General features: G+C 39.2%; 11 protein-coding genes. 9 read left to right on the forward strand and 2 right to left on the reverse strand.

Annotation, left to right across the window (positions count from 1 at the left end; translation table 11 throughout):
- Positions 1-86 precede the first annotated feature (86 nt).
- The 6 genes from T501_RS07535 to T501_RS07560 all read left to right on the forward strand — a co-directional run bounded on the left by T501_RS07535 (position 87) and on the right by T501_RS07560 (position 9,470).
- The gene (locus T501_RS07535) at positions 87-2,384 is read left to right on the forward strand and encodes a hydratase (RefSeq protein WP_026510938.1); all 2,298 of its coding nucleotides are present in this window, start codon (positions 87-89) and stop codon (positions 2,382-2,384) included.
- Positions 2,381-3,928, forward strand: a complete 1,548-nt coding sequence (locus tag T501_RS07540) for a glycoside hydrolase family 9 protein (protein ID WP_044914105.1) — start codon at positions 2,381-2,383, stop codon at positions 3,926-3,928. Before T501_RS07535 ends, T501_RS07540 begins: the two co-directional genes overlap by 4 nt.
- An 87-nt stretch (positions 3,929-4,015) precedes the next feature.
- Positions 4,016-4,804: an alpha/beta fold hydrolase gene (locus tag T501_RS07545; RefSeq protein WP_026510940.1), complete on the forward strand. Its 789-nt coding sequence runs from the start codon at positions 4,016-4,018 to the stop codon at positions 4,802-4,804.
- Between the two features lie 15 nt (positions 4,805-4,819).
- Complete coding sequence (locus T501_RS07550) at positions 4,820-6,478, forward strand: Mur ligase family protein (RefSeq protein WP_044914106.1); 1,659 nt, start codon at positions 4,820-4,822, stop codon at positions 6,476-6,478.
- Positions 6,479-6,502: 24 nt separating this feature from the next.
- Positions 6,503-8,185 carry a DUF6020 family protein gene (locus T501_RS07555; RefSeq protein WP_044914108.1) on the forward strand — a complete coding sequence of 561 codons (1,683 nt, stop codon included), beginning with the start codon at positions 6,503-6,505 and terminating at the stop codon, positions 8,183-8,185.
- A gap of 70 nt (positions 8,186-8,255) precedes the next feature.
- Positions 8,256-9,470 carry a D-alanine--D-alanine ligase family protein gene (locus T501_RS07560; RefSeq protein WP_026510943.1) on the forward strand — a complete coding sequence of 405 codons (1,215 nt, stop codon included), beginning with the start codon at positions 8,256-8,258 and terminating at the stop codon, positions 9,468-9,470.
- An 86-nt stretch (positions 9,471-9,556) separates the two neighbouring features.
- On the opposite strand, the gene T501_RS07565 is transcribed toward T501_RS07560, so the two are convergent.
- Complete coding sequence (locus T501_RS07565; RefSeq protein ID WP_044914110.1) at positions 9,557-10,288, reverse strand: lysophospholipid acyltransferase family protein; 732 nt, start codon at positions 10,286-10,288, stop codon at positions 9,557-9,559.
- 85 nt (positions 10,289-10,373) lie between these two features.
- On the opposite strand from T501_RS07565, the gene T501_RS07570 reads away from it, so the two are divergent.
- From T501_RS07570 to T501_RS07580, 3 genes are all read left to right on the forward strand, one after another.
- Positions 10,374-11,804, forward strand: coding sequence for a dihydroorotase (locus tag T501_RS07570; protein ID WP_044914112.1), 1,431 nt, complete (start codon positions 10,374-10,376; stop codon positions 11,802-11,804).
- A 13-nt stretch (positions 11,805-11,817) separates the two neighbouring features.
- Positions 11,818-12,618 (forward strand): dihydroorotate dehydrogenase electron transfer subunit, encoded by an 801-nt coding sequence (locus tag T501_RS07575; protein ID WP_026510946.1) that lies wholly within the window; start codon positions 11,818-11,820, stop codon positions 12,616-12,618.
- 64 nt (positions 12,619-12,682) lie between these two features.
- Complete coding sequence (locus tag T501_RS07580; protein WP_026510947.1) at positions 12,683-13,588, forward strand: dihydroorotate dehydrogenase; 906 nt, start codon at positions 12,683-12,685, stop codon at positions 13,586-13,588.
- 2 nt (positions 13,589-13,590) lie between these two features.
- Here T501_RS07580 and T501_RS07585 read toward each other — a convergent pair whose 3' ends face one another.
- Entirely contained in the window at positions 13,591-14,025 is a 435-nt protein-coding gene (locus T501_RS07585; RefSeq protein WP_044914114.1) for a YwiB family protein, read from the reverse strand.
- Positions 14,026-14,041: the final 16 nt, after the last annotated feature.

Consider the following 14,041-nt stretch of genomic DNA (forward strand, 5'->3'; position numbering starts at 1 on the left):
TACAGTAATAAAAAAGTACACAAATTTAGCATATTAAAGTATAATACGTGGGAGTAGATAATTTAAGCAGAAAGGTAGGAGATTTAATGGTTAAGACGTATGAAACTGGCGCATTTTTAGTTAACGGAACGGATCTGATACCGGATACAGATGGTGCCGGAGCAGCTGTTAGCGCAAAGCTTGGTAAGCAGATTGATAAGGCAGAAGCAAAGAAAAACACAATTGCTTATGGTATTTTACAAAAGCATAACACATCAGGAAACATGGATAAGCTTGAAATCAAATTTGATAAGCTTACAAGCCATGATATTACTTACGTAGGCATTATTCAGACAGCGCGTGCGTCAGGACTGGAGAAATTTCCTATTCCATATGTACTTACTAACTGTCACAATTCTCTTTGTGCAGTTGGTGGAACAATAAATGAAGATGACCACATGTATGGTCTTACAGCTGCCCAGAAATACGGCGGAATTTATGTACCGCCTCATCAGGCAGTAATTCATCAGTTCGCAAGAGAGATGCTTGCGACAGGAGGCGGGATGATACTTGGTTCCGACTCACATACAAGGTATGGTGCACTTGGAACAATGGCCATGGGTGAAGGCGGACCGGAACTTGTAAAGCAGCTTCTTAGCCAGACATATGATATTTCAATGCCCGGTGTTGTTGCTATCTATCTTAGCGGTGAACCGATGCATGGGGTAGGACCTCAGGATGTGGCACTTGCTATTATCGGAAAAGTTTTTGGCGATGGTTATGTTAAAAACAAGGTAATGGAATTTGTAGGTCCCGGTGTGAAAAATCTCAGCGCTGATTTCCGTATTGGAATCGACGTTATGACGACTGAGACAACATGCCTTTCATCTATCTGGCAAACAGATGATGAGATTAAGAATTTCTATGAAATTCACGGAAGAAGCGGCGATTTCAAAGAACTTAAGCCCGGAGAAGTTGCATATTATGATGGAGTTGTAGAGGTTGATCTTTCTACAATCAAGCCAATGATAGCTATGCCTTTCCATCCAAGCAATACCTATGAGATTGATGAAGTAAATGCTAATCTTGAGGATATTATTGCAGATGTTGAGAAGCGTGCAAAAGTAAGCTTTGGAGACAAGATCCAGTATTCACTCAAAGAGAAGATCAGAAACGGAAAGTTTATGGTTGATCAGGGTGTTATAGCCGGATGTGCAGGCGGCGGTTTTGAGAACATTTGTGCAGCTGCCGATATACTCGAAGGCAGATTTACGGGAAATGACAGATTTACACTTAGCGTATATCCGGCTTCCACTCCTATATTCATGGAAATAGTGAAGAACGGTGTTGCTGCTAAGATTCTTGAAACAGGTGCAATATTAAAAACTGCATTCTGCGGACCATGTTTCGGTGCGGGCGATACTCCTGCAAATAACGCATTCAGTATACGTCATTCAACCAGAAACTTCCCTAACCGTGAGGGATCCAAGGTTCAGAATGGCCAGATTGCATCTGTAGCTTTGATGGATGCCAGATCAATTGCCGCAACAGCAGCAAATCAGGGCGTTCTTACACCTGCTACAGCTTTTGACGGTAAATTTAACAAATACACTTATCATTTCGATAAGGAAATTTATGCAAACCGTGTATTTGACTCTCACGGTGTTGCAGATCCAAATGCAGAGCTGCAGTTTGGACCAAATATCAAGGATTGGCCTAAAATGTCAGAGCTTCCTCAGAATCTTCTTCTTAAGGTTGTTTCTGAGATTCATGATCCTGTTACTACTACAGATGAGCTTATTCCTTCAGGAGAGACATCATCCTACAGATCTAATCCTATTGGTCTTGCAGAGTTTACACTCTCAAGAAAGGATCCTGAATACGTAGGAAGAGCAAAGGAAATTCATGAGCAGGAAGAGAAGAGACTTAAGGATATTCCTTTTGAGGATATGAGTAGTGATGTACAAGAGGCTGTAAAAGCTGTACTGGCTTCATATCCTGATGTTGCTACATCAAATACAGGAATTGGATCAACAATATTTGCTGTAAAACCCGGTGATGGTTCTGCAAGAGAACAGGCAGCATCCTGCCAGAAGGTTCTCGGTGGATGGGCAAATGTGGCTAATGAGTATGCTACAAAGCGCTATCGTTCAAATCTTATCAACTGGGGAATGCTTCCGCTGGTTATTAAGGAAGGAGATCTTCCGTTTAAAAATCTCGATTTCATATTCCTTCCGAATATCAGAAGTGAGGTTGAAGAAAAATCTGAATTGATCAAGGCAGTAGCAGTATCAGAAGGAAAGCTTACAGAGTTTACAATGACTCTTGGAGATCTTACAGATAACGAACGCGAGATTATATTGGATGGCTGTCTGATTAATTACAATCGCGCAGGCAAGAAATGATAAGAATTAATTTTAATAGAATTAAAGGGCCTTTAGCGGCTCTGATGATGACAGCTTTGTTGTGTGGGTGCGCCAAAGCTGATCAAAATGATAAAATGGTGACAGAGCAGGATACGCAGGGAGGCGAGCCTGCTCTAAATGTCGTATATGATGTTCCTGTAAGTATTCCAAGTGCTTTAGTGGATCAGAACGGCTATAGAACCGGTGCCGAGAAGGCAGTAATATTTAAAGGTAATGATCTTCCTGATAAGTTTTATGTTTATAATCTGGATAATGAACTTGAATATACAGGTCAGATGAGGACAACTAATCACGATGATGAAGGTGTTGAAATTAAAGAAGGCTATTTTTCTGACCTGATAGAGGATGGATCTTATTATATTTATGCTGATAAGATTGGAAGTTCATATGCCTTTAGAATTCAGAATGATCTGTACGATGACATTTTTAATGAAGCCTGTAAAAAGTATTACAAAAACAGATGTGGGATGCTGATCTCTGAGGAATTTAGCGGTGAAGAAGCACATGCGGCATGCCATACAACAGAGGCTCATCTTCAGGAGAATCCGGCCAGGAAGCTGGATGTTTCCGGGGGATGGCACCTTAATTCTCAGGCTGACAGAGATACAGTACTTGGATGCAAGATAGCTCAAAATCTGCTTCTTGCTTATGAGATGAATCCAAATGCTGTTACAGATGATTCAGGAATACCGGAAAGTGGAAATGGAATACCAGATCTTCTTGATGAGGTAAAATATGAGGTTGACTGGCTCATCAAAATGCAGGATGAGAGAACAGGCGGGGTTTATGGCTCTGCCCTTACTATAAGAGATGAATCTGATGACTTAATGCAGGCAGAAGTCGAGATAACTCCCATTACAATGGAAGCGACAATAAGATTTGCCACGCTGTTGGCTGATTTTAGTTATTTATATCAGAGCTATGATTCTGATTTTGCCACCAATTGTTTAAAATGTGCTGACAGAGCATACAATCTTTATGCAGGTAAAGAAAATGTAAGAGAAAATGCTGAGGGTTTTTATGCAGCAGCGCAGCTGTATAGGGCCACAGGTGCTTCAAATTATGAGCAGGTTCTTACATCTTATTTTGGGTCAGATGGATTTGAGTCTCTTTTTAGAAGTAATGAAGATATATTTCTTGGAGGCATAACCTATATTTCTACAAATCAGAAGGTGAATGTAGATGTATGTTCTAAAATAATGAAGCTTTTGATGGCAAAAACCACAGATATTGTTGATGCTGCAAGGAGCTCTGAGTATATGGTAACAAGTGAAGACCATGAGCAGCTTCTGGATGATATGAGAACTATAACAATTACGGATCATATAATATATAATTATGAGTATACTACTATTATAGAAAATCATGCGCATTACCTTATGGGTAGAAATCCCGAGGCTATTAATTATGTAACAGATACTACTGAGAGAACCTATAAGGACTCTGATGAAGCTCTGGGAATAATGAACCAGCCGCTGCTTAATGCGAAATTTATTTTTATGTTGAGTGTGATTAAAGAATAATACTGTATTATGTTCTTATGAAAACTGCTGTATCCGCGGATTGTGCAATATCGTTTAGGGTATATTATTTATACACAGAGGAATATTATGAACACAGAAATAGATGGTTTAAAAATATATTACAGGGATGAAGGCGAGGGACCGCTGCTTATTCTGCTACATGGATGGGGTTCAAACGTGGATCTTTTTGACGGAATATTCAGATTTGCTTCAAAAAAATACCATGTAGTTGGAATGGATATGCCAGGCTTTGGAAAAAGCGATGAGCCAAAGGACTCATGGGAAGTCAGCGATTTTGTGACTTTTGTTATCCATTTTATTAAGAAGCTTTACCCTGATGAGAAAGAAATAATGTTTTTGGGCCATTCAATGGGCGGCAGAGTCATAATAAAAATGATAGGAACAAAGACTGAAGAGGAGCTTGGATTTAGGATTCCGAGAGTGATTCTTACGGATAGTGCAGGTATAAAGCCTGTACCATCAGGAAAACAGTCAGGCAGAACGAAACGGTATAAGTTCTATAAAAATGTTTTGATAAAAACCGGTATAGCTAAAGCATTCCCTAATACATTGGAAAATCTGAAAAAGAAATTCGGATCAGCAGACTATGCAGCTGCATCACCTGTGATGAGAGGAAGTCTGGTAAAGGTTGTTAATGAGGACCTTACCCAATATATGCCAAGTGTAAATATGCCGGCTTTACTTATCTGGGGGGATCAGGATACTGCAACACCTCTCTCTGATGGAAAGAAGATGGAGGAGCTTATGCCTGAAGCAGGGCTCGCCGTTATACCGGGAGCAGGGCATTATTCGTTTTTAGATAATCAATATATGTATAACAAAATCTTGGGAAGCTTCCTGAAGATTGAAATGTAGAACCGAGGAAAACAAATGAATATTTTTATTTCTGTTATATATTTAGTTGCCTATCTGGCAGTGGTAGTACTTGGACTTAGACATTATACTCATATGCTACAGCTTTCATCCTATCAGTTTCAGGGATATTTCAGGTATCTTAGGTCAAAACCGCAGCGATACGGATTACATGTCGGATTTTTATTCCTTACGATAATTGCCGGATTTCTGGGAAGTAACAGCACTGCAAGAATAATAAGAATCCTGTCGCTGGTATTTCTGATCTTTCTTATATTCCAGTATATTCCGCATAAGGCAAAGAAGAAGTTTGTGATTACTAAAAGAGTACAGAGGCTTTTTGTTACTTATGCTGTATTGTTAATTATATTTGCAGTATCAGCGGTGTTCCTTCTTGTCACATCAAAAGAAGCTCTTTCAGGTTTCTTTATTGCGACTAAGAATGGTGTGACAAATTTCACGCTTGATACGAATGGAAGAAGAGGAGTGGCTTTCCTGCTTATTGCCATATTTGTCGGACTTCTTCCGCTTGTTGTTGCGCTGGCTAATTTAATCAACAAACCAATTGAGAAGAAAGTAAATGACTGGTTTATACATGATGCTCAGAGAATTTTAAAAGAGCATCCCGGTATCAGAATTATAGGTATTACCGGTAGCTATGGTAAGACCAGTGTAAAGTATTACTTGTGGACTTTGCTTTCAGAGGGGTTCAGAGTTCTTATGACTCCTGAGAGCTATAACACTCCCATGGGAGTTGTGCGTACTATACGTGAACAGCTTACACCGATGCATGAAATATTTATCTGTGAGATGGGAGCAAGACATGTTCATGATATAAAGGAAATCACGGACATAGTTCATCCTGACGATGGAATGCTTACATCGATTGGACCGCAGCATTTGGAGACATTTCATTCTATAGAGAATATTGTTGATACGAAGCTCGAACTTTTTGACGCAGTCCAGGAGAAGAGCAGCCAGGGATTAAAATTTGCTAATGGTGATAATGAACTGATAAGAAATAACATTCGCCATAAAAATGTCATCCTTTACGGTATTAGTGAGGTATGTGATTACAGGGCTTCGAATGTTAAGTATTCATCTGATGGCGCGAGCTTTACCGTTACAGCTCCTAACGGGGATACGGCAGATTTTTCAATGAAGCTTTTAGGCGAGCACAATGTCACAAATGTTACCGGTGCTATTGCTATGGCACATACGATGGGGATTCCCATGGGTAAACTTAAAATGGCAGTACGAAGGATTACACCTGCTCCGCACAGACAAGAGCTTAAGAAGCATGGAAATATTAGTATAATTGATGATGCATATAATTCAAATCCTATGGGAGCAAGGAGAGCTCTGGACACATTGTCAAAATTTGAAGATAGTGTAAGGATTCTTGTTACACCGGGTATGGTTGAACTTGGTGAAAAAGAAGCTGAATACAACAAGGAATTTGGAAAGCAGGCAGCAGAAGCCGCAGACTATATAATCTTAGTGGGCAGTGAGCACACAAAGCCCATCAGGGAAGGCGCTTTGGAAGCAGGCTTTTCAGAAGATAAGTTATTTGTAAAGGAAGGTCTTAAGGAAGCAACAGATCTTATGTATGAGATTGATGCAGGTAAGCAAAAGGTTATTCTTTTGGAAAATGATCTTCCGGACAATTATCTCTAAAATTTTAGAACAGTAAGGATAAAAATGAAGCAGGAGAAAAGTCTTATTTTAAAAAGGACACTCTTTGGTGGAGGAGAAAAGGCGGTAGCATTGGATGCTGCCTTTTCTGTTATTATGTCCCTGATAACTGTATTTAACAAAAATGCTGTAGACGATCATCTTTTTCTGGACAGGTTTATTGTACGTCGATATATAGTCCTGTTTTTTGTGTATACAGCTATGTTTTATGCGGCAGTAAGAATAATAGAATTTCTGGTTAATAATGAAAAATCAAAAGCAACAGCTTCATCATCTGTGGAGATCAACCGTTTAAAGCAGGCTGTTATGATGTTTTTGGCGTGGGTTCCATATCTTATAATTTTTCTTCCCGGTGTAGCGAACTATGATACAGTAAATCAGGTTAATGACTTTTTTGACGGTGTGGCACCTGTCCCGTTTGGATTTATTGAAGGACAGGAGACTGTAAATGTCTTTCTTAATGCCCATCATCCGATAGTTCCAACTTTCATCTTTTCATTTTTTATAGGAATCGGGAGATTCTTCGGAAGCGCAACAGCCGGATTTTTATTATACATATTATGTCAGATGGCACTTGGTGCAATTCTGATTTCCGGTATTTTGGATGATTTGTACAATAATGCAGAGACAAATAATGGAAGATATCTGATCAAAGCAGTAAGAGTATTTTTTATGTTCATGCCTTTCATACCGATGTACATGATCTGCATGTTGAAAAACACTATGCATAGTCTGCTGTTTATTCTCTTCATCTATAGTCTTTATAGATATTTTGCAGCGATGGATAGTAAACCAGCAAAATCCTGGATACTTTTCCTTTTGATATTATTGATGCTTTGCGTGACTCTGAATACCGGCGTTTATGTAGTGTTATTTACAGGCATTGCCACACTTTTTATTAAAGACAGGAACCGGTACAAAATAATTCTGGTTTCAATGATCAGCATGGTAGTATGGTTTGTAATATTTCCAAAGGTTGTATACCCTGCATTAAATGTCTATCCGGGAGGTAAGCAGGAACTTTATGGAACGATCTTCCATCAGACTGCAAGACTTGTCCGTGATAACGAAGAGGAGTTTACAGAAGAAGATAAGAAAATTATTGATGCTGTTCTGGATTATGAAAAAATAAAGGAGAACTTCTCTTTTGAAGCTACAGATCCTGTAAAAGATACATTTAAACTCAGTGCAAGTGACAGAGACATAAGTGAATACTTAAAGTTATGGTTCAGGATGGGACTGAGACATCCTATAGTATATCTGAGAGCTACATTTTCTATCTGTGGGAATTTCTTTTCTCCCGGAGCCGGAATACAGGTTTTTGGGGATATTCCTATGGCAGCAGGAGTTTTTGGGGAAATACATCATATATTACCCAGAGTATTGGGAGACAGATTGATCTCGCTTTATTATAAGATTTCACTATTGCCGGTAATAAGACTGCTTTTCTCTCAGGTACTATACTCCTTCTGGATACCTGTTTATTTATTTTATTATATGGTTATTAGAGAAAAAGTACTAAACAAAAATGGAAGAAAGCGACCTGAGCTGATTATCTTGGTACCGCTTTTTGTATCGGTGTTGTTTTTGGTTGTCAGTCCGATGAATTACAGTAGATACGCGCTATGCCTGATATTCGCATCACCGATCATACTTGCCATGGCTGGGGTTAAAAATAAAAGAAGTTGAAATTTTCGCAGATAAGTCTATACTTTTGGTGTATGACTTTAAAAGATGTTTTTGAAAGGAAGTGTTAATTTTGAAATTAAAGCTTGCAGTTCTCTTTGGAGGAAAAAGTACAGAGCATGAGATTTCCATCATCTCAGCTATTCAGGCTATAGGATATATAAATAGAGATAAGTATGATGTTATTCCGGTATACATGACCAAGGATAATGACTTCTATGTTGGTGAGAGCATGGATAAGATCGAGGAGTATACACATATTCCGGAGCTTTTAAACAAGAGCACCAAGGTTGTCTGGATAAAAGAAGGAAACAAAGTCAATCTTGTCCGTTATCCAATGAAGAAGTTTGGTAATAATATCATTACCAGCGTGGACATTGCTTTTCCTATCGTACACGGAACTAACGTAGAGGACGGAGTTCTTACCGGATTTTTACAGACATTGGGACTTCCTGTTGTTGGCTGTGATGTTCTTTCTTCAGCAGTTGGAATGAATAAATATGTAATGAAGACAGTGCTCAAGGACAATGGAATATCTGTTCTTGATTGCAAGTGCTATACCTGGACAGATTATGAGGATGCTGAAGGTTTGATGGATAAGATTGAATCGAATTTCAAGTATCCTGTGATCATTAAACCTATAAATCTTGGTTCAAGTATCGGAATATCCAAGGCCGGAAACAGACAGCAGCTTACCGAGGCTCTTGAGCTGGCATTTGAGTTTTCAAAGAAAATTCTGGTTGAGCCTGCTATCGTTAAACTTAAGGAAATCAACTGTTCAGTCCTTGGTGATTATGAAAATGCTGAGGCGTCAGAATGTGAAGAGCCTGTAAATTCAGATGATATTTTATCATTTGAGGATAAATATATCGGTGGCTCAGGTTCAAAGGGAGCAAAGACAGGCGGAGCAAAGAGTGGCGGATCCAAGGGTATGGCAAGCCTTAAGAGAAAAATACCTGCAAATATAACTGATGAGCAGAGATCTGAAGTTCGCAGAATGGCTGTAGATGCATTTAAGTGTCTTGGCTGCAGCGGAGTTTCAAGAATAGACTTTATGCTGGATGAGGAGACAGGAAAAATCTACCTCAACGAGATCAATACTATTCCGGGATCATTATCTTTCTATTTATGGGAGCCCCTTGGAAAGAAGTATTCTCAGCTGCTTGATGATATGATAGAAATTGCAATTAAACAGGATCGTGAGAACCATAAGCTTGTATTCTCATTTGAGACTAACGTTCTTGAAGGAGTTAAGCTTGGTGGTGGTTCTAAGGGAAGCAAAATGTGATTTTCTTTACGAGTGTCTTGGCTGGATGATTCGTAATTAAATCAAAAGTCATCAAGACAAGATACCAGGAGCGAAAAAATAAGGCGTTATACCAACGCCTTATTTTTTTGATATGTTTCCTGAATTAAATTGTGACAATAAGTTTCGATATTCTTCTTATCCTCTGGAGAGAGGTCATCTATGTATATAGGCTTTCCATATTCGAGAACCACATGTGATCTCTTAATAAAAGGAAGATGATCCTCGAAGATCGCATTGGAATTATTTATGGTCATAGGAATTATAGGACAACCGGTTTTCTGAGCAATTTTAAAACTTCCTTTATGGAATGGAAGCATCTCGTCTGTACCGTTTCGTGTTCCTTCAGGATATATTGTGATTGAAATTCCATTCTTGACCTTATCAATTGCAGACAGGATAACTTCGAGTCCCTGTCTTATATCAGATCTGTCCAGGAAGAGGCAATCCATGTTTTTCATCCATTGGGATAGAACCGGAACCTTGATGATTTCTTTTTTGGCTATATATCCTGTAAGTCTTGGGACTCTGGAATAACTAAGAACAATATCGAAGTAACTTCTATGATTTCCTACATATAGAACTGCTTTATCCTTTGGAACGTTTTCTTCTCCTATTACGGTAAGTTTGGCACCTGCCAGGAATGCTACACATCTAAAAGCCCAACTAACTATGCGAAGGGATGTTTTTTTCTTAATATCAATGTTGAACTTACCAATTATCCAAAGAACAAATTGTATAAAAATACTGCAAAGCAGAAATACAAGCAAAAATAAAAAAACTAAAATTAAACGTATCATGAATGAATCTCCGACAAACATATAGTATGATGTTATATTATACCACAATACGATAAGGAATAAGAATTCAGAAAAGGAAAACAATATGCTTCTAATAAAGAATGGAAGATTGATCGACCCTGCAAGTGGGATCGATGGTTACAGAGACATTTTGATAAACGATGGAAGAATTGTCAAAATAGGGTTTTGCGGTACACTTGATGACATGGCAAGTGAAGCATTATCATACCTTAGCATGATGCAGATGGGCATTGAGCAGGCAGGTGATAAGGATAATGCAGATAACCGGTTTAATGCGGATAATTTTAGCGGACCAAAGCTGGATGAAATAGACGCAGGAGGAATGATTGTTGCTCCAGGCCTTGTAGATGCACATGTACATTTCAGAGATCCCGGATTTACCAATAAAGAGGATATAAATACCGGAGCCGAAGCTGCAAAAAAAGGTGGGTTCACATCTGTTGTAATGATGGGGAATACAAAACCGTCCATGGATAATCCGGAGACAATAAGATATGCACTAAAAAAAGGTGAACAGACAGGTATCAGAGTCTTTACCTGTGGAAACATCACTAAAGGGATGGACGGAAAAGAACTTACGGATATGGAGGCTCTCTTAAAGGAAGGAGTTGTCCTTTTCACTGATGATGGAAAGCCTGTAATTGACGAGAAACTTATGAGAGAAGCTTGTTTAAAGGCAAAGGAACTGGGAAAAGTTCTAAGTCTTCATGAAGAGGATCCGTCCTTTATTACAGATAACGGTATCAATGCCGGAGAAGCTGCGGATGCCTTAGGAATAAAAGGATCTCCAAGAGAAGCTGAAATTGAAATGGTAAAAAGGGATATTGAGATAGCTAAAGAGACAGGCGCAGAGATTACCATTCAGCACATAAGTACAAGGGAAGCTGTTGAGATGATAAGAGAAGCCAGAAAGCTTAATCCCGGGATACATGCGGAGGCAACACCGCATCATTTCACACTTACCGATTCTGCAGTCATAGAGCATAAAACCATGGCCAAGATGAATCCGCCACTGAGAAAAGAGGCAGATCGTCTGGCTATTATAGAAGGTCTGGTGGATGGTACTATCGAAACCATTGCAACTGACCATGCTCCCCATACAAAGGAGGAGAAGGAAAGAGAAATCACAAAAGCTCCCAGCGGGATAATAGGTCTTGAGACATCTCTGGGGCTTGGCCTTAGAGAGCTTGTAAGTAAAGGTCATATGGATATTATGACACTGCTTTCAAGAATGACCTGTCAGCCTGCCCAAATTTATAACCTTAATGCCATTGTACCGGATATGGAGGATCCAATGGAGAATACCTATCTTGCACTTCCGGTTGGCAGAATATATGAAGGCGGTCCGGCAGATATTGTGATTTTTTCAGACAAAGAAACCTGGAAAGTGGAAAGCTTTGCATCAAAAGCATCTAATTCACCATTTATAGGCGAGGAATTACCGGGGAAAATTCATTTCACTATATGTGCAGGAAAAATAGTTTATAAGAATTGAAAGGAAGAAGAACATGCCCAAAAAGAAAAAAATAACTGCTGAGGTTGTATCCCAGCATATGTTATCAAACGACATCATGGATTTAAGGTTAAGGACCTGTCTTGCGGAGGATGCTAATCCAGGACAGTTTATAGGAGTTTATACACATAACAGATCAACTCTTCTTCCAAGACCTATCAGCATTTGCGAATATGATAAGAATGAGCAGATATTAAGGCTTGTGTACAGAATAGCAGGTAGTGGTACTGCTGAGTTTGCTCTATACGGGCAGGGAGAATCCGTAGATGTGTTAGGAATTTTAGGCAATGGGTTTCCTCTTGATAAAGCAGCTGGCAAAAGAGTGCTTATAATCGGTGGAGGCATAGGTGTTCCGCCGCTTTTAGGACTTGCAAAAGAGCTTAAAGGCAAAGAAGGAAATGATGCTGCTGAAAGTGTGACCATGGTTATGGGATATAGAAATTCAGACACGTTTCTTTTGGATGAATTTAAGAATAATGGAGAGCTATTTATAGCAACAGAAGACGGTAGTGTGGGAACAAAAGGGAATGTAATAGATGCCTGCAAAGAAAATAATATTACGGCAGATGTTATTTACGCATGTGGTCCCATGCCAATGCTTAGAGGAATTGCAGCTTATGCAAAGGAAATATCCGCAAAGGCATATTTAAGTCTTGAGGAACGCATGGCCTGTGGTGTTGGAGCCTGTCTTGGATGTGTATGCAAGACCAAAAACGTCGATGAGCATTCACATGTTAATAATGCAAGAATATGTACTGATGGACCCGTGTTTGATGCAGATGATCTTGAACTGTGATCTTTGTCCGGATTCAAATTATTCAGGTAAAATATAGATACAGAGTATAATGAGGTGAAAATCGATGAAAACATCAGTTAATATAGCAGGGGTGGAATTTAAAAATCCGGTTATGACAGCTTCCGGAACTTTTGGTTCAGGTATGGAATACTCCGAATTTGTTGATCTCAACAGGCTTGGGGCCGTCGTTACAAAGGGCGTTGCAAATGTGCCATGGCCAGGAAATCCAACACCAAGGGTTGCAGAGGTTTATGGAGGCATGTTAAATGCTATAGGACTTCAGAATCCCGGAGTGGATGTGATGATTGAGCGAGATCTGAAATTTTTAAAGGATTTTGATACAAAAGTTATAGTTAATGTATGCGGAAAAAGTGTTCAGGATTATGTGGATGTTGTTGAACGTCTTTCTGATGAAGATTCTGTGGATATGCTCGAAATCAATGTATCATGTCCAAATGTTAAGGAAGGCGGAATAGCTTTTGGACAAAATGCTGATGCTTTGTATGACATAACAAAAGAGATAAAAAAGCACTCCAAAAAGCCAATTATAATGAAGCTAAGCCCAAATGTAACAAGTATTTCCGATATGGCGAAAGCAGCTGAGGCAGCAGGCTCCGATGCTATCTCACTTATTAATACAATCACAGGAATGAAAATTGATATTTATAGGAAGACCTTTGCAATTGCAAACAGAACCGGAGGATTATCCGGTCCTGCAATTAAACCAATTGCTGTAAGAATGGTCTATGAAGCGGCTCATGCTGTAAATATACCTATTATAGGTATGGGAGGAATTGCTAATGCAGAGGATGCTATCGAATTCCTGCTTGCAGGAGCAACTGCAATTGCTGTTGGTGCCATGAATTTTCATGATCCATATGCTACCATAAACACAATTGAAGGAATAGAAAGATATATGTCTGAACAGAAAATTGATGACATTAACGAACTGATAGGAGCAGTTAAATAATGTCAATCTGTCATGTCAGGTATAAATGATATACGTACCTTGGAATCAGATAGCTTTTCACCGTCCAGCTGCAGTTCATATTGCACATGGGCGGTGATTTTCTTTTTACTGAGTTCCATCATGAGATTACGGGTTATAGCAGTCATCTTCATTAATCCGTAAGGTGTCTGATAATCAGTATCCCATGTCTCACCAAGTCTGAATAGAAGATCTGATGTGACGGCTCCTGTTTGTGCCATTCTCAGGTAACCTTCTCCAATCTCCAGTCTGTGAGTTGATATGCCGGAGGCAGAATCCTCTTCCTCGTTATTGTCGGAATAAGTAATTATATAATTTGAACCATCAAATTCACAGAAAGCCTTCTGCTCGTGTTTTACGATTTCAGGTTTTCCTGTTCCGTGGTCGTGGGCACCAATTATTTTAATAGTACCGTTCATGTAAATCCTTTCTAAT

It is taken from the genome of Butyrivibrio sp. WCE2006 (genome assembly GCF_000701985.1).
GTDB lineage: Bacteria > Bacillota > Clostridia > Lachnospirales > Lachnospiraceae > Butyrivibrio.

What these genes read in the sequence shown, in the direction of transcription:
- T501_RS07535 (WP_026510938.1), top strand. Translation starts at nt 87, where the DNA reads ATGGTTAAGACGTATGAAACTGGCGCATTTTTAGTTAACGGAACGGAT.
- T501_RS07540 (WP_044914105.1), top strand. Translation starts at nt 2,381, where the DNA reads ATGATAAGAATTAATTTTAATAGAATTAAAGGGCCTTTAGCGGCTCTG.
- T501_RS07545 (WP_026510940.1), top strand. Translation starts at nt 4,016, where the DNA reads ATGAACACAGAAATAGATGGTTTAAAAATATATTACAGGGATGAAGGC.
- T501_RS07550 (WP_044914106.1), top strand. Translation starts at nt 4,820, where the DNA reads ATGAATATTTTTATTTCTGTTATATATTTAGTTGCCTATCTGGCAGTG.
- T501_RS07555 (WP_044914108.1), top strand. Translation starts at nt 6,503, where the DNA reads ATGAAGCAGGAGAAAAGTCTTATTTTAAAAAGGACACTCTTTGGTGGA.
- T501_RS07565 (WP_044914110.1), bottom strand. Translation starts at nt 10,288, where the DNA reads ATGATACGTTTAATTTTAGTTTTTTTATTTTTGCTTGTATTTCTGCTT.
- T501_RS07570 (WP_044914112.1), top strand. Translation starts at nt 10,374, where the DNA reads ATGCTTCTAATAAAGAATGGAAGATTGATCGACCCTGCAAGTGGGATC.
- T501_RS07575 (WP_026510946.1), top strand. Translation starts at nt 11,818, where the DNA reads ATGCCCAAAAAGAAAAAAATAACTGCTGAGGTTGTATCCCAGCATATG.
- T501_RS07580 (WP_026510947.1), top strand. Translation starts at nt 12,683, where the DNA reads ATGAAAACATCAGTTAATATAGCAGGGGTGGAATTTAAAAATCCGGTT.
- T501_RS07585 (WP_044914114.1), bottom strand. Translation starts at nt 14,025, where the DNA reads ATGAACGGTACTATTAAAATAATTGGTGCCCACGACCACGGAACAGGA.